The organism is Dyadobacter sp. CY323, assembly GCF_021390245.1.
Classification (GTDB): Bacteria; Bacteroidota; Bacteroidia; order Cytophagales; family Spirosomataceae; genus Dyadobacter.
Window position 1 is genome coordinate 72,645 of the sequence record NZ_JAJUXH010000011.1, and the last position, 18,826, is coordinate 91,470.

15 protein-coding genes are annotated in these 18,826 nt (G+C 45.3%); 2 read left to right on the top strand and 13 right to left on the bottom strand.

Annotated features, from left to right (window positions below; all coding sequences use genetic code 11):
* Nucleotides 1–41: 41 nt before the first annotated feature.
* The 5 genes from LZG72_RS17065 to LZG72_RS17085 form a co-directional block, all read right to left on the bottom strand.
* Nucleotides 42–542 (bottom strand): hypothetical protein, encoded by a 501-nt coding sequence (locus LZG72_RS17065; RefSeq protein WP_233875250.1) that lies wholly within the window; start codon nt 540–542, stop codon nt 42–44.
* A 141-nt stretch (nt 543–683) separates the two neighbouring features.
* The gene (locus LZG72_RS17070; RefSeq protein WP_233875251.1) at nt 684–2,189 is read right to left on the bottom strand and encodes a RagB/SusD family nutrient uptake outer membrane protein; all 1,506 of its coding nucleotides are present in this window, start codon (nt 2,187–2,189) and stop codon (nt 684–686) included.
* Nucleotides 2,190–2,219: 30 nt separating this feature from the next.
* Nucleotides 2,220–5,681, bottom strand: a complete 3,462-nt coding sequence (locus tag LZG72_RS17075; protein WP_233875253.1) for a SusC/RagA family TonB-linked outer membrane protein — start codon at nt 5,679–5,681, stop codon at nt 2,220–2,222.
* 19 nt (nt 5,682–5,700) lie between these two features.
* On the bottom strand, nt 5,701–6,702 hold the full coding sequence (locus tag LZG72_RS17080; protein WP_233875255.1) for a FecR family protein: 1,002 nt from the start codon (nt 6,700–6,702) through the stop codon (nt 5,701–5,703).
* A gap of 50 nt (nt 6,703–6,752) precedes the next feature.
* Nucleotides 6,753–7,418 (bottom strand): RNA polymerase sigma-70 factor, encoded by a 666-nt coding sequence (locus LZG72_RS17085; protein ID WP_233875257.1) that lies wholly within the window; start codon nt 7,416–7,418, stop codon nt 6,753–6,755.
* Nucleotides 7,419–7,666: 248 nt separating this feature from the next.
* Between LZG72_RS17085 and LZG72_RS17090 the strand changes: the two genes are divergently transcribed.
* Complete coding sequence (locus tag LZG72_RS17090; RefSeq protein ID WP_233875259.1) at nt 7,667–7,957, top strand: LuxR C-terminal-related transcriptional regulator; 291 nt, start codon at nt 7,667–7,669, stop codon at nt 7,955–7,957.
* A gap of 357 nt (nt 7,958–8,314) precedes the next feature.
* Nucleotides 8,315–8,884, top strand: coding sequence for a hypothetical protein (locus LZG72_RS17095; protein ID WP_233875260.1), 570 nt, complete (start codon nt 8,315–8,317; stop codon nt 8,882–8,884).
* Nucleotides 8,885–9,069: 185 nt separating this feature from the next.
* Here LZG72_RS17095 and LZG72_RS17100 read toward each other — a convergent pair whose 3' ends face one another.
* The 8 genes from LZG72_RS17100 to purH form a co-directional block, all read right to left on the bottom strand.
* Nucleotides 9,070–10,782 (bottom strand): GMC oxidoreductase, encoded by a 1,713-nt coding sequence (locus LZG72_RS17100; RefSeq protein ID WP_233875261.1) that lies wholly within the window; start codon nt 10,780–10,782, stop codon nt 9,070–9,072.
* A gap of 15 nt (nt 10,783–10,797) precedes the next feature.
* Nucleotides 10,798–11,319: a gluconate 2-dehydrogenase subunit 3 family protein gene (locus LZG72_RS17105; protein WP_233875262.1), complete on the bottom strand. Its 522-nt coding sequence runs from the start codon at nt 11,317–11,319 to the stop codon at nt 10,798–10,800.
* A gap of 23 nt (nt 11,320–11,342) precedes the next feature.
* On the bottom strand, nt 11,343–12,584 hold the full coding sequence (locus LZG72_RS17110) for an MFS transporter (RefSeq protein ID WP_233875263.1): 1,242 nt from the start codon (nt 12,582–12,584) through the stop codon (nt 11,343–11,345).
* Between the two features lie 110 nt (nt 12,585–12,694).
* The gene (locus tag LZG72_RS17115) at nt 12,695–13,171 is read right to left on the bottom strand and encodes a lipocalin family protein (RefSeq protein ID WP_233875264.1); all 477 of its coding nucleotides are present in this window, start codon (nt 13,169–13,171) and stop codon (nt 12,695–12,697) included.
* A gap of 117 nt (nt 13,172–13,288) precedes the next feature.
* Nucleotides 13,289–14,323, bottom strand: coding sequence for a T9SS type A sorting domain-containing protein (locus tag LZG72_RS17120; RefSeq protein WP_233875265.1), 1,035 nt, complete (start codon nt 14,321–14,323; stop codon nt 13,289–13,291).
* A 180-nt stretch (nt 14,324–14,503) separates the two neighbouring features.
* Nucleotides 14,504–16,123 (bottom strand): sodium/sugar symporter, encoded by a 1,620-nt coding sequence (locus LZG72_RS17125; RefSeq protein ID WP_233875266.1) that lies wholly within the window; start codon nt 16,121–16,123, stop codon nt 14,504–14,506.
* A 163-nt stretch (nt 16,124–16,286) separates the two neighbouring features.
* Nucleotides 16,287–17,162 (bottom strand): hypothetical protein, encoded by an 876-nt coding sequence (locus LZG72_RS17130; RefSeq protein ID WP_233875268.1) that lies wholly within the window; start codon nt 17,160–17,162, stop codon nt 16,287–16,289.
* An 86-nt stretch (nt 17,163–17,248) separates the two neighbouring features.
* Nucleotides 17,249–18,784 (bottom strand): bifunctional phosphoribosylaminoimidazolecarboxamide formyltransferase/IMP cyclohydrolase, encoded by a 1,536-nt coding sequence (purH, locus tag LZG72_RS17135; RefSeq protein ID WP_233875271.1) that lies wholly within the window; start codon nt 18,782–18,784, stop codon nt 17,249–17,251.
* Nucleotides 18,785–18,826 lie beyond the last annotated feature (42 nt).

Below are 18,826 nucleotides of genomic sequence, written 5' to 3' on the forward strand. Positions count from 1 at the left end.
GGCCGGTTACGTCGGCCATTTTCATTTAAACGTTGCAGTGATTATTTTTCACTTAATACCTTTTCAATCGCAACTATGCGCTCCTGAACTTCTTTTTGCACGGTTGCGAGCCTTTTATCTTCCATTGGCTTTGTCAGTTCGAGCATGTTTGCCTGCAGCATGTCCCGTTCTTTTGTCAGCTTATCTTTCTTTTCTGTCAGCCGTTTCTTCGAATTACCATCCGCAGACCGGAGTTTTTCATCCACTTTTGTAATGTTTTCCTGCAGCTTCACTTCCTGCTTTTTTAGTGACTCAAGATACTTGCTCTGCTTTTCATTCAGTTCCTGATTTACTTCCAATAACTCCTCTTTTGCATCTGCGACTTTCGTGGTATCGGAGGGGGCGGCAATTTCGGACCTTGCCTCATCCACAGCCTCCAAAGCCTTTTCTTCAGCCTGGGCCAGATCTTTCCCCTCTTTTTCAGCTCCCGAATTGCAAGCCGCAAGCAGCGCTCCCATTGCAATCGCGGTGCCTGCAAAAATTACTTTCATTTTCCTTTTCATAATCTGTTCGTTTGTTGATTGCCGAACGCGTAAAAAACTGGTGCCAGCGACGTTAGTAAAGGCAAAAATGGAGGTCGCCGATTTATCATCAGCGACCTCCAACCATTTTCCCAAGAAAAAATGAGCGGATTTAATAATCCATTAATACCCTGCGTTTTGCCTCAAATTCGTATTGTTCCGCATTTCAGGTGTAGGGATTGGAAACAGCAGCTCTCTGTCAGTCAGAGTCGGACCATACGAAAATCGGTGACCGACGTAATTATCGAACTTTTTGGTAGTCACATTAAATGCTTTACGCAACCTCGCCATATCAAACCAGGTAATGTTTTCAAAACATAGCTCGTACCAGCGTTCCCGCCAGATCGCCTCGCGTAATGCGTCTTTTGTCAAACCCGCCAATGCAGGTAACGTCGCTCTCGCCCGGATCGCATTCACGGCTTCCAGCACTTTGGGGGTTGGCCCGCCTACTTCGTTCGCTGCTTCGGCGTAAGTAAGCAATACATCGGCATATCGAATTACGGGCCAGTTGAGATCACTGTTGGCCGAACTGGTTTGTGCAGTTAAATCAAAATGTTTGTAAATGAAGTAGCCGCCTAAATCCACTTCCTTGGTACGATCCGTCTCATTTGTGAATTTTGTAAAAAAGAACTGCTTTTCCTTAATACGCAGATCAGCCGGATCATACGATTTTATAAAATCACCAGTCGCATAAATCCCGCCTGTTTCATCGGAATACTGAGAAATATTCTTGTTATAAGGAATAATGGATACCTGCCAGTTAGAAGGCAGGATCTGTGTCCTGAACTGGATCATAAAGATATTTTCCTCTATATTCTTTTTACCCGGATCATGAAAATCATTGTAAGAAGAAAAGAGCTTGAACTGCTTTGAATCAATAACCTCGGCTGCCTTTTTTGCAGCCAGATCATAATGGGATGCCCCTTTTTGCAAGGGAAATCCCGCCATGGTCAGGTATACCTGAGACAAAAGCGATTTTACAGCACCTAGGCTCACCTTGCCCGACGCGTCTGTCCACGGAAGTCCGGATGCCTCAGCGGTGGTAAGGTCGGCGACAATGAGATTGTAAACTTCTTCCGGCGTCGCCTGATTGGGCTTTAATTGTTCAGATGTAAGATTAACAGGCTCCGTTACCAAAGGCACGCTCCCGAACATCCGGACCAGATTGAAGTAATAAAACGCTCGCAGAAAATACGCCTCGCCAAGCAGTTTTTTCACTTCTACCGGATCAATGGCAGGAATACCCGGTATTTTGGCAATGGAAAGATTTGCATTTGAAATGCCCCGGTAATAGGATGTCCAGTAAGTCTGCCCGTATCCGTTATCCGAGGTATTCCTTAAATCTTTTATAAAATAGCTGTTTACCGCCTGCCCCAAATCGGTAGCGGCAAGTCCGGTAGCAAATTCGGTCATCATCCACGGCCCGCCGCCAAATCCACTGCTCAGCGGATCGCGCAGCGGCGCATAAATTGCATTAACAGAACTTCTGCCGTGAGCCGGCTGGGTGAAATAATTTTCCACCGTGAAATTGCTGGGATCCGATTCCTCGAGAAAATCACTGCAACCTGTTGCCCAGAATATGCTCATCAGAGTGGTGAGCAGGCCTATCTTTTTTGATATTTTATTCATTTTACTTGAGATAAAAAGTCAGTTGGAATATTATAAACCGATGTTCAAGCCGAGCATAAATACCCTTGGTTTAGGATAATCATATAATCCAAAACCCTGGTCAAATGGAGATCCTGAATTGGAAACTTCCGGGTCGTAGCCTTTGTATTTAGTTGTCACGAAGAAGTTTTGCACCGATCCATAAATCCTCAATCGGTCAAGTTTGATTTTAGAGACCACAGTCGCCGGGAATGAATAGGCAAGCAACAAGTTCCGACCGCGGATGAAAGAAGCATCCGTTACTTTATGACTATCATTGTTCGTGTCATAACCGGCATTGATCGGCCGAACCTGCGCGATCGGCGTATTCTGATTGGTTTCCGTCCAGGCATTCAGTACCGTTTTATAGCTATTTGCAATGCCTTGTCTGTCTTCGGCGGAATGGATACTTCTGTCTAGCACATCATTTCCATACATGTATTGCAAGTCGACTGTCAGTGACCACGATTTGTATTGGAATGTATTCAAAAACGTCCCGAAACCATCCGGAATACCTTTTCCGATAATTGCCCGGTCATTATCGTTGATTGTCCCATCGTTATTGAGATCCTGGTATTTGACATCACCCGGCAGTGCATTGTACTTGGCCGCCTGCTCTGCCTCGGCCGTAGACCAGGTACCCTGGTGCACCCGTCCGAAAAACGACCCTACCGGCTTGCCGACCCGCACGATCGTATTTCCGGAGAAAATGTCGCTGCCTCCTGAAAGTGCCAGTACCTTATTTTTATTTACTGAAATATTAAAGGTTGTACTCCATGTAAAATCGCCTGCTTTGATGTTCGTTGAATTCAGCGCAAACTCAACTCCTTTGTTCTCCATACTTCCGACATTGGTAAAAATGCTCCCGTATCCGCTGCTCAGGGGAAGCGGCGCATCCAGCAGCATCTTATTCACTTTTCTTCTGTACAGATCGAGTTCAAAGCTTAGTCTGTTTGAAAACAAACCGAGCTCTACCCCAAAATCCACCTGCTGTGTTTTTTCCCATTGCAGGTTCTCATTCGACATCCGGTTGACACCGATCCCTATATTGCGGGTGCCGTCAAAGATCACGTCGTAGCTTTGCAAACCGGCCAATGCACGATAAGCCGGGATTTCGGAGTTACCTGTTGCACCATAACTCGCCCTGATTTTCAGGTTTGAAACAGCAGGAACACTTTTTAGAAATTCTTCTTCCGAAACTCTCCATGCAAGTGCCGCCGACGGGAAAAATGCATACCTGTTTGCTTCCCCAAACTTCGACGAACCATCGATACGCCCCGTAAAAGTCACCAGGTATTTGTCCATCAGTCCGTAGTTCAGCCTCGCGAAATAGGAGTTCAGCCCATACGCCGATGCGCCCGACGTAGGTGCAAGTGCAGTTGCGCCGGCGCCAAGGTTGTTGAACTGAAAATAGGTGTCTGTGAAATTCTGACTTCTGGCCAGGTTCTCAAAACGGTCCACATGCTGCCACGATAAACCCAGCATCGCATTAATGGAGTGAATTTTACCAAAATCTTTAAAGTAGGTCAGGTAATTTTCAAACTGCCAGGAATTAAACCGCCGGCTGGTGACCGAAGCATCGCCATTGTTTGAAATGTATTGAAGACCGGCTGCGGCAAAGTAATCCTCCCGCTGATTAATGACATTTGTTCCCACCGTCGACCTGAGATCAAGACCGTCCGCCAGCCGGATGGTGGCAAACATATTGCCAAGCATGGTTTGTGTTCTCATGTAAAAAAGTCTTTCCGCTGCGACGCGGAGCGGACTATCGCCACCTTCCATTCCCGGATAGTCCCGGTTGCTGGCCCATCTTCCGTCGGGATATTTCACGGGAATAATAGGTAATGCTTCCAAAACCTGGCGCATTGTAGTAATACCGCCGCCCCCGAGCTGATCGATCTGCTTTTCGTTTTGGTCCGTATAACCCAGCGTACCACCTACTTTGAGCCAGCTTTTAATCTGACTGTCAAATACAAAACGGCCCGCAAACCTTTTTTGCCACGAATCTTTGACAATTCCATTTTCATTACGGTAGTTCAAAAAAGCCCCGTAACTTCCTTTATCGTTTCCACCTGTAAATCCTAGCTGATGATTTTGAGTCAATGCTTTTTGAAATGCTTCCTTCTGCCAGTCGGTATCATACAATGGGTTACCATTTGAATCAAAAAGTAAAGGGTTGGTACGTTTTAGTTTGGGGTCCGTATATTTTGTACCGGTCTCCCAGCCGACAGAATCATATTTGGCTGCATTTGCATAAAGCTGCTCTTCTACTGCCAAAAACTCTTTTGAATTTAAAACCGGCAGCTTCCTTGGAGCAACTCCGATACTGAAATCGGTATCATATGTAATCTTCCCGCCTCCCGATGTTCCGCGTTTGGTGGTTACTAAAATAACCCCGTTCGCTCCGCGGGCGCCATAGATTGCGGTCGATGATGCATCTTTCAAAACTTCAATGGACGCAATGTCATTCGGGTTGAGATAATCAATGGGCGTACTGCCATTTCCAAGGTCAACGGCATTTAATATTACCCCATCAATAACATAAAGCGGGTTATTTGAGACACTGATCGAGCTCGCTCCACGGATTCGGATATTTGCCCGACCACCCGGCCGGCCCGAATTGGAAGATACGTTCACACCCGCGATGCGGCCCGAAAGTCCCTGATTCAATGACGATGCCGGACGTTCCTGCAACACTTCGCCTTTAATGGTCCCGACTGCCCCGGTAAGGTCAGACTTCTTTACAGTTCCATATCCTACCACCACGATCTCGTCTAATGCATTCTCATCGGGTGCCATATTTACGGAAATCTCCGACTGGTTACCGACGCTCACTTCCTGGGATTTATACCCCACAAAACTTAAAACCAGTACATGCTGTCCCCCGTCGGGCACATCCAGTGTGAAGTCTCCTCCTGCACCTGTCGAGGTTCCGCGCTGGGTGCCTTTCACTACGATGCTCACGCCTGGTAACCCCATTCCCGATTCGTCCGAAACCTTACCTTTTATAGTTCTGTCCACCATTTGTTGTGAAACCGCAGGTTCCGATGTGTTTTCAGGAGTAACGGTTTGATCTTGTAATGCGGCCGAATCCTTGGGGTCTTCCTTTGCCGGTGCCTGTTCTTTCACTTTCCCTTCCACAATGACGTACGTATTCTTCCTCGTCTTTTTATATTTCAAACCGTTCTGTGCAAGAATAATGTCCAGGTTTTTCTCAATCGAATCATTCAGATTGAGTGCGGTGGAAGTTACATTCACAGAACCAACCAATCGGTCTTCGAAAACAATTTCTACCCCATAATGCCTCTGCAGATCGAGGAGAACATTTTTCAGCTTCATTTCCTGTCTGAAGGAAGCGTGCTGACTTGGTAGAGACGCAAATGCAATAACCTGAGATTGGGCGATTTGAGGCTGTTGTGCAAGAAGTACAAGCCCTGCTCCCACCCATTGCTTAGCGGATAGCGTTATATTCATAGTGAAGTGGTTAAGGATATTAGTCATTAGTTAAATAGATAGTATTACCATTTTGCCCGACTTTCATATCGAGTACTTCGGAGATCGTCCTGATCAATTCATTTGCATTTTTTGTTTTAAAATTTCCGGTGATGGTCCGTGATGCAATGTTGGAATCCGAAAGCGTTACCTTCTGCCCGAAATTCTCTTCGATCATCGCGAGGATCTCACGTACCGAGGTTGCATTAAACATGTAACGCTGCTCCTTCCACGTCGCGAATGTTTTGACATCCTGCTTTTTCTCTAGTTGAACATCGCCCGCCTGATCTAAAAAAGCCAGATCTCCGGGCTCCATCATGACTTCTTTCCTGAGGTTGTCTTTCGAATATCCGATCCGTACGCTGCCCGACGTCAATGCGACTTTGGTACCGCGTGGCCGCGCAAAAACAGAGAAAGTAGTACCCAAAACCTCCACCTGGAACGCGTCCGATGTTTTTACTACAAATCGCTTATCATCAATGGTATGGCTCACAGAAAACTCGGCTTCACCTTCCAGCAGAACTTCACGGACGTTGCCACTGAAACCGATTCTCGGGATTTTGAGCTTTGAATTCGAATTCAATGCGACTTTACTTCCATCTTCCAGGTAAATGTTGGTCGTTTGTCCGTACGCGGTCTGGTAAGATTTGTATTGCAATGCATCCCGAAACCACCAGCCGCTGCTCACCAGCAATGCAACGGAAGCGGCGATCAGCCAAAAACGATTTCCTGTAAAAAATGAAGCTTTCGGGCCTGCTTCGGCAACATCTGGTTTTGCGGTAGGGTTAAAATCAGAATCAAGACGGCGCATGAGATGCATGATCGCGGCTTCCTGGTCCGGGACGAACTGCGGGCTTTTGATCTCAAATTCCATCAGCCATTGATGAAACGTTTCCGCATTTTCCTTGTTTTCGATCCAGTCTTCGATCAACTGTCTTTCCAGAGGCGTGGCCCGACCAGCCAGGTACTCGAAAAGGGTGTATTTCGATATAGTTGTTTTCATCTCAATTTATGTTCGGAATATCAGAGGCTTTTGTCAAAATTTGGAGGGCATTATATAAGGCTGAGAACCGTCAGACCGAATGAGATCATCCATTCGCCGTGAAGTGCAGAACGCAGGTGTTTCAGCGCTTTCGATATGTGTACTTCCACGGTTTTAGGGGATATATGCAGCTCATCCGCTATTTCGTGGTATTTCTTGTTTTCAAACCGGCTCAGCAGGAACACCTTCTGGCATTGTGTCGGCAGGCGGGCGATCACTTCATTTACTTTGATAAAGAGGTTGTTATAATGGATTTCAGCATCCGGCTGCTGATGGTAAGTTGAAAATGTATTCTCTTCCGAGACTTCCAGCGTATCCATTTTCCCGAACTCTCTTTTCATATACGTGTAGCATTCATTCCGCACCGACCGGAATAAATAGCTGGTGTAGGAAGACGTGATATTCTCGTATGCCCGGGTCCGGTAGAACTGAAAAAAGACTTCACTTACCAGGTCTTCCGCGATTTGCTTGGAATAAACAAATCGTACTGCATGGCTGCATAATGGGTTATAATAGCGTTTAAAAAGCAGCTCTAACCCTTTCGAAGGATTTTCCTGAAATGTTGTTTTGAGAAAACTGGCAGAATCAATTTCAGATGGCCCGCTCTTCCCTTCGTGTACCGGTGACACAAATGGATTCGAGCGCTTTGTTTCCTGGTTAAGCAAAGGATCGTGCATTGAGTCTTGATTTTAATGTAATAATTAAAAGACTTTATTGCATTTGAATTCCCTTAGTCTTGATTTAAAAAAACAATAACTTTCTTAAATGATATACCGGAGGTTTTCCCAAAGCTACCGTTAAAATGTTAGCTACCGCTTAATAAATTTAGTTTGTATGCCAGAGTTTATATTTGTCTTACTAATTATACTCTGCTCAATGGTCCTGTGAAATTTGATGAATGCGTTTCACATGTAATCCAAACCAAATGATTGAACAACTTCCATCCAAACAAACCAGCCCATTACTTTCTCATCCGATGTCCGAACTAACTTTCCGCGAGTGGGAGGTATTATTGCTGATATCCGAAGACCGCGAAAATGTAGAGATCGCTTCGATTACCAATAGTAAAATACAGACTATCAGCAACATGCGATACCGGATCGGCGACAAGCTGATGCTGAAAGGCCGTAACAAGCTCGGTCAGTTCGCCAGACAGCATCGTGACGCCCTGAGGGATTTGTTTCCCATACTCTACCCGCCGCGACGGCGCTCATAGCAAACCCTCTCACATTTACAAGGTAGTTAACCATCTTATTTTCGGTGAGTTAACTACCTTTTTACAAGAAGCTCTTTGACTGAATTTTGATTGGTATTAAACATCATCAGAATTAGTCATGAAAACTCTTGTATTTCTAACGCTCCTGGCCTTCCCCGTGAGCGTGTTTGCCAATGATTCTCTACGATTTGAAATACGCCGAAATGAGCGTTTAGAGGTTCAATTTGAGCATGGAGCTTTGACATGACATTCTATTGCAGCCAATTGTAACAAACAGGAAATACTGAATGCGGTCTGGATGGCTTATAATGAGGGCTTGCTACATGACATTAATGGCAATCCCACAACTGGAAACTGATGAAATACCTAGCCCCTCTTTTCCTACTAACTGCATGTTGGATATTTAAAGATCCAGAGGTCGAATGCGATCCGGTTTCATTCGAATTTCTGAACAGCACTTGGCAATTTCCGTCAACTGTTGAGAAAGCAGTCGAAAAACACAATCTGGACTACCATCCGCCCGGTTTTTATTATAAGATTAACGATTTACAAACCAGATTGGTCCTGGGGTTGAATTTCGAAGGAGGCGACTATTACAACGAACGTCAACCGAAACAAACACTCTATTCCCGGACTTTGAACTCCTACATCTTTCAGTTCAAAGAAGGCCCGCGAACTTACGATTCACTTCGGTTCGTGATCGAGAAACAGTTCGACAAACCATTTATCCTTGTAAAGGGTATGAAGGAAGGTGAAACGCTACGAGAAAATGAAAAGCCATTCGAATATCACTTTCTTACAATTACTCCATGTCTCACTGTCGGGATCAAGAGAAGTAAATCTGAGAAAAGAGAAGATCTGGTGACGGTCAGATTTATGTATAATCTTTCAATGGGCAGAATGGGAGTCGTAATGGGTAATTACTAAACCATCTACATAAGTAATGATAAAATTAATCTTCAGGAGATCGCAGAAAAATAGGTACTGTACGCTTTACGCACGGACTTTCAGAGGGACGAATGGGAACAATAATGGGAAATTACTAGACCCTTCAAAACGCGAAAAGCCAAACCTGACGGCTCGGCTTTTCGCACTGTTTACGATATTTATCCCTACAAATTCTTCGCCTTCATTTGCTTTACAGCATAATCAACCGCTCTCGCGGAAAGTGCCATGTAGGTGAGCGACGGATTTTGAGTGGATGTCGAAGTCATTGCGGCACCGTCTGTGACGAATACATTTTTGCAAGCGTGCAGTTGGTTCCAGTTGTTGAGCATAGATGTCTTAGGATCTTTACCCATACGAACGCCGCCCATTTCGTGAATGTCATTCCCCGGATTACGTTTTCCATCATGCGATCTCACATTTTTGAAACCCGCATTTGTAAACATTTCACTTACCTGCTCCACATAATCCTTGATCATTTTTTCGTCATTATCGTCGTAACCGACGGAAATTTTGAGCATGGGGATTCCCCAGGCATCTTTCTGGTCTTTGTCGAGCGCAACGTAATTGCTCTCCTTAGGTATCGTCTCACCCATCATATGGGAGCCGACACTCCAGTTTCCGTATTTAGGTTTATGCAAGCTGGCTTTCAATGATTCCCCCAGGTCACTTCTGTCGGTATGGGTCATCCGGTTTGCACCAAACCCTGCCGCATATCCTCTCAAAAAGTCTGTTTCCTGCTTGTACAAATTTCGGAACCTTGGAATATATCCGCTGTTGGGACGACGTCCGTCCGTTGTAGAATCCAGAAAACCTTCGTATTCTCCCGAAACGCTTGCCCGGTAATTATGGAAAGCAACATACTTGCCTAAAACGCCGCTATCATTGCCCAGGCCATTTGGAAAACGGCTTGATGTTGAATTGAGTAAAACCAGATTACTATTCAATGCGGCCGCATTTACAAAAATGATGTCTGCATAAAACTCAATCATTTGTTTGGTATTCGCATCGATCACGCGGACGCCGGAAGCTTTCTGCTTCTTGTCATCGTAAATAATGGAATGTACCACCGAATGCGGACGTAATGTCAAATTACCGGTTTTCATCGCCCACGGAATGGTAGAAGCATTGCTGCTAAAATAACCGCCAAATGGGCAACCCCGCTCGCACATTGTTCTGTTCTGGCACTTTGCACGTCCCTGGTCCAGATGTATCTGCTGCGGATCGGTAATGTGTGCAGCTCTCCCAATGATAATGTGACGGTCTTTATACTGCTTCCCGACTTGTTCCTTGAAGTACTTTTCAACGCAGTTCATATCATGCGGCGCAAGAAACTCTCCATCGGGAAGCGAATCCAGTCCGTCTTTGTTTCCTGTGATTCCTGCAAATTTCTCCACGTGGCTGTACCATGGAGCAATATCATCATAGCCGATCGGCCACTCCACTGCGAATTTATCACGGGCCGGGCCTTCAAAATCGTATTTGCTCCAACGCTGCGTCTGACGTGCCCAGAGTAACGATTTCCCCCCAACCTGATAGCCCCGCAGCCAGTCGAAAGGCTTTTCCTGCACGTAAGGATGTTCATTATCCTTCACGAAAAAGTGCGCCGACGATTCTTTAAAATTATAACACCTGCTCGCAATCGGATTTGCGTCCGTCACTTCTTTCGGCAACCGCTCGCGATGCTCAAATTCCCACGGCATCATGTTGGTAGTGGGGTAATCTTTGATATGCTGAACATCCCGGCCGCGTTCAAGAACAAGCGTCTTCAATCCTTTCTCAGTCAGCTCCTTTGCCGACCAGCCGCCACTTATTCCCGAGCCGATCACAATGGCGTCGTAAGTACGTGCTTTTCTACTGTCTATATTAAAATTCGCCATAGTAATGTAAATGCATTAGCTTTTAGAGACCGGGACGCAGCCGTGGTAGCGCGCAGGGATCATTTCATAATGAGTAATGTTGGTCATCACATATTCCGACGACATATAACCCTGAATCGTGAGGTTTTTAACCAACCCGAAAAACGCTTTTTGATCAGCGTCCGTGCTCTTTTCAGCTTCCTTTAAAAGCGAAAGTCTCTGATCTTTTCCGGCATCCGCAAACGATTTGCCAAATTTCTGAATGCTTTGTTCGTCCAGATTGGAAATGCCGCTCGCAAGATTTGCCTGAGCCTTGCTGTCATAGCAATCCTTAACCATTTTTTGGACAAAATCGCTCACTCCCAGTTCTCCCGCTCCCGGCGTATCAGTCTTCGGAATAATGGTTTCTACCATCGCTGCCAGATTTTTTGACTGGTCTGCAGAAAGCAAAATACCTTTCGGCAAACTGCCTTTGCTCCACCCCGATGCCCATGACGGCAAGGTCGCCATTGCGCCCATGGCCAAAGCCATGCTTTTCAGCGCTACGCGTCTTTCCATTTAATGTTTATTTTGATTGTGAATTATTCTTCCAGAAAATCCAGGTCCCGGCCGTGTGTTTCCGGGATGGTGAGTATGCAAAAAAGTCCGATCGCAAAGCAAATTACTCCCACTAATGCGCCGGAATTAACGACCGAAAATGAATCTTTAAAACTAGCAAATAAAGTTGTCATTAACACCACTGTTCCGCGTACCATATTGGGTACCGTGGTCGCCGCAGTCGCTCTCAGATTTGTTCCAAATTGCTCAGCACCAATGGTTACGAACATGGCCCAGTATCCAATGCCAAATCCAAGTATGGCTGCCACCGCATACAAATGCGCCGCGGTTTTAATCCCTGCATATAAGTAAATAACACTCGCCGCAAGCGTAAAAATCATCAGGTAAAAGACAGCCTTTTTCCTGGATTCGAGCCAGTGGCTGATAAACCCGCTCGCCAGGTCCCCAATTGACAATCCGACGTAACACCACATGATCGATAATCCCGGCTTGACTTGTTCCTCAATGCCCAAAGCTTGTCCGAATTCGTTGCTGAATGTTGCCAATATGCCGATCACAAACCAGGTAGGCAATCCAATCCCAATGCATTTCAGATAACGTGATAAACGATCTTTATTATTAAATAATGCAAAAAAGTTGCCTTTTTCTACACTTTTTTGATCTTTAATATCCTTAAAAATTCCTGATTCGAAGACGCCGATACGAAGTAACAACAATGAAATCCCAAGACCGCCGCCGATGAAATACGCGTAACGCCAGTCAAAATACTCAACGGTAAAATAGGCGACAACGGCTCCCAAAAGGCCGATTCCAGCGACGAGAGAGGTTCCTATCGCCCGAAGGTGTTTTGGAAGAATCTCAGAGACCAGGGTAATCCCGGCACCTAGCTCTCCGGCCAGACCGATTCCGGCAATAAAACGTAAAAGCTTGTAAACAGTAACGTCCTGCACAAAACCGCAGGCGATATTGGCCAGCGAATAAGTGATGATCGAGCCGAATAAAACGGATAACCGTCCTTTTTTATCGCCGAGAACACCCCATAAAATACCGCCGAGTAACAATCCTGTCATTTGCCAGTTTAAGATACTGGCACCTGTAAGTGAAATTTCTGAGTCCGATAAACCAAGTGATGCAAGACTGGGCAAACGCACGATTCCGAAAAGGAGAAGATCATAAATGTCAACAAAGTAACCAAGCGCTGCGACTATTACTGGTGCACTAAAAAGGTGGGAAGCATCCGAACGAGGTGCTGAAAGGGTAGTCATTTTTTACTATTGGGTTTTAGGAAATAATTGCAATATAACGCAAATAGCCGGACAAAAGCCCGGCTATTTGATTGGAAATTTTGAAAATTTCAGGAGAATCTTCCGAAAGACTATTGTCTTTTGAATACAAATGTCACTTTATAGTTCGCATTATCCTCTGTTTCCTGGTAAGACCATCTCATCTCTGTTTTGCTTACTGTAAGGTCGAACTCGTTGATATCGGACCCGTCTTTCAGCTGAATTTTGTTTCCATTCACTTTCCAGGTTGAGTTATCATCGGGCACGCCTTCAGTTGAATCTGTGCAACCCGCCGGTGCAACTGCATCGATCGTTCCATTGCCTTTAAATGTAATGACAGTACTTGACAGGCATTTGTCACCTGTACCAGCTTCCAGGAATGCGAGCAGATCGGAAATCCCGTTCTGTGCGGGATCAACCGGAATGGCGGTGATTTTCCAGGATCCTTCCACCCCGCCAGAAGTTTCGGGAGTTGGATCGTCGGAGTCTTTATTACATGATAATAATCCTGCAATCAGGCAGAAAAACAATAAATAACTTGCTACATTTTTCATGGGTGACTTCTTCATGGTCTTTAAAAATTTTATAAGTTAATAATCCCAAAACTATTGCCATTAGCAGTGTCAGGGAAATGGTTTCGACTTATCGGTATGACATTTGACTTATCGGCATTCCGATACCTTGCTTTACTGAACTAAGAACTTTACTGATTTTCGTTTTTTGTACCTGTCGGTGAAATACAAGAGATAAATGCCCGGGGACAAAGTCTGCGGGACAACAATTTTGACCCGATCATTGGCTAACAATGTGGACTCGAATGGCAATTGTTTTCCACTGATGTGAGCCAGTTTCAGGGTGGCCGGATCAATATTTTTGTCGTTAATAATAAATGAGTTCATCGTAACAGGATTCGGCATGACCATTGATCCGGATAATTCCTCCCCGGAAATACCGTCTGTAATCAGTATGTCATACATTCGGATCCTGCCCAGCCCATTTCGGAACCTGATTTCGAAATTAGAAAGCTTTGTTTCGGAGTATGGTGAGCTTCCCGGATATGCATTGCTTCCTTTATTTATGGGTTTATCATCGATCCATAAGTCGTACTTGCCGGGCTCCACCGTTTCGCCTGTTGTGCCATTTGAAACGTCATAAGTGAATGCTTTGTCTGAATTGTTGAGCGCCCAGGTAAGTGTGACGACTTTTTTGAGCTTAATGGAGTCACCTGCGAGCTGGTTCTCTAAATCCTTGACATTAAATGCATTCCCTAAAAAATTAATGGAACACCTGCCGAACATGTTCCCATTCCCCGGAAACGAATTATTGACCGGATCAAAGTTTTCCCCGACGTATAAATAAATCGCATTGACCGAGTTGGATTGTATCGCTTCCGCACTCAGTTTGATACGGATAATGAGCGTTTTGGGATTAGGTAAAAACGGGGTGGCACGCAGGATTCTGATGATCCCGCCCGACGCAGAATCTTGCTGCGTCCGCACAAGCTCCATATACCCTTTGTGAAACTTGTGGTAGGATAATACCGGCGAGGTCAGAATGATATGGCTGAACTGGCTGGTATCAGGTTGCGGATTGATCAGCGAAGTCGTTTTGCTGAAATTTTGATGAAAGTAAGTAGTCTGCCCGAAGCAAGAAAACCATGTAAACAGAAAATTGAAAAGCACGAGTGACCGCAGGATACGGACGAGATGAGAGAGTTGCATAAACATAGCGTTTATACTTTTGACGTCGCACCTCAACAAAAGTCACTCTATAAGAAAAATATTTTTTGATTATCGCACGCGGCCTGCGTCGTCCCGGGGCACCTTAATAAAAGAACGGCATTAGACACAAAAAAGGGTTAAAAAGCACTCCATAGAGCCCTTTTTAACCCTTTTTTATTCTTACCAGAAATGCGCGTACAAAAACGTGATCATCGCAATCACAACCACTGCACCGATCACAAAAGTGCGATGAGGAATAAACATGGATGAGTCGATCTCCAGACCTTTCTTTTCATCCGGCATAACTAATCCTAATACAAGCATTACCGCCACACAGATCAGGAATACAATTCCCATACGATCCAGGAATGGCACCTGCGTCCAGTCTGCGAATGGGAAATAGTTGTTATGCATCGCCAGTGCGATCAGGAAACCACCCACAATCGCGAACAACGCACCTGCGGAGTTGGTTTTTTTCCAGAAGAAGCCCATGATAAATGAAGCGAAGATACCCGGAGAAAGCAAGCCCGTCATTTCCTGGATAAACTGAAACCCTCCTTTTTTATCGATCCCCATATAAGGTGAAACAACAATCGCAAGGATCATTGAAACAACCACTACAAGCCGGCCAATCCGTACAAGTGTCTTTTCATCCGCGTCTTTACCAATGTAATTTTTGAAAATATCGAGGGTAAAAATGGTCGAAATACTGTTTGCTTTACCAGCCAGAGATGCTACCACCGCTGCTGTGAGTGCCGCAAATGAAAGACCTTTCAACCCGGCAGGAAGCAGGTTTAACAACACTGGATATGCTTTGTCGGCATTGATCATGCCATCGTCACCCAGCATTTCCGCCTGGAACATCCCTTTGCTGTACAATGCATATGCGGCGATACCTGGCAAAACCACGATTACCGGCATCAGAAGTTTCAGAAAAGCGGCGAATAGGATCCCATTTCGCGCCGTTTTCAGATCGGCTCCCAGTGCACGTTGCGTGATGTATTGGTTACAGCCCCAATAGTTAAGATTCACAATCCACATACCTCCCAGCAAGACCGTCAAACCGGGGAGTTGCATGTAAAATGGGCTGGTTTTAGGAAAGATCATGTGAAAGTGATCGTCGTGATTGTCCCGCATTAATTTAAAACCATCCACAATTCCCTGCATTCCGGCACTGTCGGATACCAGATTGATTGCCAGATAAGTGGTAGCCAAACCTCCGATCACGAGGAAGAAAACCTGGATGACATCTGTAAATCCAATCACCTTCATTCCACCAATGGTAATGATGATGGCAAAAACCGCGAGCGCGATCATACAAAACTGAAAACCCAGGCCGGATATCCCTGAAACCGCCAATGCTCCCAGATAAAGGATCGAAGTAAGGTTAACCAAAATATATAGTGCCAGCCAGAAAACCGCCATGATCAGACTCACCGTCGGATTATAACGCTGACTCAAAAACTGGGGCATCGTATAAATCTTGTTCTTGAGATAAATAGGCATAAAAAAAACCGCCACGATTATGAGCGTTGCGGCCGCCATCCACTCATAGGTCGAGATCCCCAAACCCATTGAAAACCCGTTTCCCGACATTCCGATAAACTGCTCGGCAGAAATATTGGAAGCGATCAACGACGCCCCGATCGCCCACCAGGTGAGTGAACCTTCCGCCAGGAAAAAGTCTTTTGTAGATTCTACTTTTGATCTTTTACGCTGGTAAATCCAATAGCCATAACCGGAAACGAGAATGAAATAGAAGAAGAAAACAATGTAATCCAGGGTTTGTAACTGCTGCATTTCAAGTTAGAAATAAATGAGTGAATGAGGTTTGTTGTTTAAATCGAAAGGTACATTATTTTCAGAAAATAGTACAAAAGCAGATTGGCTATAATGCGATTACTTTCAGTTTTTTGGAGGTTGTAGTTCATAAATATAGCCGAAAGAAGATAGGGATGATGTTTTACTCGGCCATTTTCTTTGAATCCTGAAAGCGGAGCGGGTTTGTCGGCAGTTTTTTAAAATATCGCCTCGCCCGGATACGCTCTGAATTATGATACGATTCTTCAAATGATTTGCCGGTTTTCATTTCCGAAATCAGCTGGTTTATCCCTTCTTTTCCCGAAAGCACCGCCCAGTACGAAACTTCCATTCCAGCCGACATGTAGGCCCGCATCACATGTCGCTGACCGCCATTAAAAAATCCTTTGATCGATGTAATATCTTTTAATTCGAGAACCTGCTCGCCACCGCCGGTATAGTACGACCACTCGTCCATGTAGTCCAGGTAGCGGCCGACCGGATCGCGGTTGCTCACAAAACGGCGATCCAGCATCAATGCGAGGCCTTCGTTGAACCATTGCGGGATTTCAGTCGTCGTTTTCCACCAGCCTAGTCTCGCCAGCAATTCGGTGTGGCTCATTTCGTGACTGATCACATCCGCATTCAATCCCTGCGCATTCAGGATCACATACGAACTTCCCCATGGGGTACCAATGCTACATCCTGCACCTTCCGTACTGCTGCAATATTTTTTGTACTGTTCCTGAGTGCTGCAAATGATGAAGGTTGGAGTCGCTTTTGTACCCTGATAAAAGGAATCCACACGCATTTCGGCGGTGCCTATCGTCTTTCTGATCTTATTCTGACCCGCATTCGGGATCCCCGGACTGTAATATACCTGCCCGTTTGGAGATCGGAATGATGATAATGCGACGAGCTCGCAATAGAAAATCTGGGGATAGAGGAAAAATAGGCTGGCTATTAAAACAAAAAACCCAATCAGAAGAAATCTCCCGGTTTGGGAGATTTGCTTTTTGACTGGGGTGATGTTTTTCAAAATATAGGACGCCTGTTATAGCCACGGATGCACGAATGCACACAGATTCGATTTCGTGAACATTCGTGCATCCGTGGCCTAAAAAATCAATGCTTAAAATGCCGAATGCCAGTCGTCACCATCGAAACGCCATTTGCATTGCAATATTCGATCGAATCTTTGTCACGAATGGAACCTCCTGGCTGCACTACGGCTGTGATGCCGGCTTCTTTGGCAATTTCTACACAATCGGGGAAGGGGAAAAATGCGTCGGATGCCATTACGGAGCCTTTCAGGTCAAAACCAAATGCATTTGCTTTCTCGATCGCCTGACGCAATGCATCTACGCGCGAAGTCTGTCCGGTACCACTGGCCAGAAGCTGGTTTTCTTTTGCCAGTACAATGGTATTTGACTTGGTATGTTTGCAAACTTTCAATGCGAATTCCAATGCTGTAAGCTCACTTTCAGTTGGTGCTTTTTCGGTCACAGTCGTGAATTGGGACGCAACTTCTGTTGACAAATCCTTATCCTGAACAAGTACGCCATTCAGGATCGTTTTGAACATGATTTGAGGAAGATCAACTGTATTGCGTTTCAATAAGATCCGGTTTTTCTTCGATTTCAAAAGCTGTAAGGCTTCCTCCTCATATTCCGGAGCGATCAAAATTTCCATAAAAAGCTTATTCAGCTCAGCAGCCGTGGCCAGATCCACTTTTGCATTGGTAATCACCACACCGCCAAAAGCAGAAACAGGATCACAGGCCAATGCGTTGTCATAAGCTTCTTTTGCAGTGGGCGCAGTAGCGATCCCGCACGCGTTCGTATGTTTGATAATGGCGAAAGTCGGGTCGGCACCGACAAACTCATCGATCAGGTTTACGCACGCATCCACGTCCACGAGGTTGTTATATGACAATTCTTTTCCGTGCAATTTTTCAAAAATACCTTCCAGATCGCCGTAGTAAGTCGCATTCTGATGTGGATTTTCGCCATAACGAAGCGTTTGTGATTCAAGCGCAGTGAAATCGAAAAGATCTTTTTCCATTTTTTCCTTTCCTGCGGCAAAAAACCGGTTGATAGCGCCATCGTAATGCGAAGAAACGGAAAATGCCTGCCCCGCATAATAACGTCTGTCTTCCAGGTCTGTGGCGCCCGCTTTTGCAGTTAACAATTCCACTACCTCGGCATATTGACTTCTTGACGAAACAATGAATGTATCCTTGAAATTCTTCGCAGTGGCCCGGATCAGGGAAATACCGCCAATGTCTATTTTTTCAATAATATCTTCGTCTCCGGCTCCTGAAGCAACCGTTTCCTCGAAAGGATACAAATCAACCACCACCATATCAATGGCAGGGATATTGTATTGCTGAGCCTGGGCTACATCGCCTTCATCATCGCGACGGTACAAAATACCGCCCATGATAGCAGGATGCAAGGTTTTTACGCGACCACCGAATATGGATGGGTAACCCGTAAGTTCTTCGGCAGCAGTTACCGGAATGTTGAGATTTTCGATGAAAGTCTGAGTACCGCCCGTTGAATAAAGTTTAACACCTTCATTGTGCAACAGGCGAACCAGTGGTTCAAGTCCGTCCTTATAATAAACTGAAATAAGCGCGGATTGGATTTTTTTAGACATTTGGAATCTTGACTTTGGATTGATAATGGAGTCGTTGCTCGG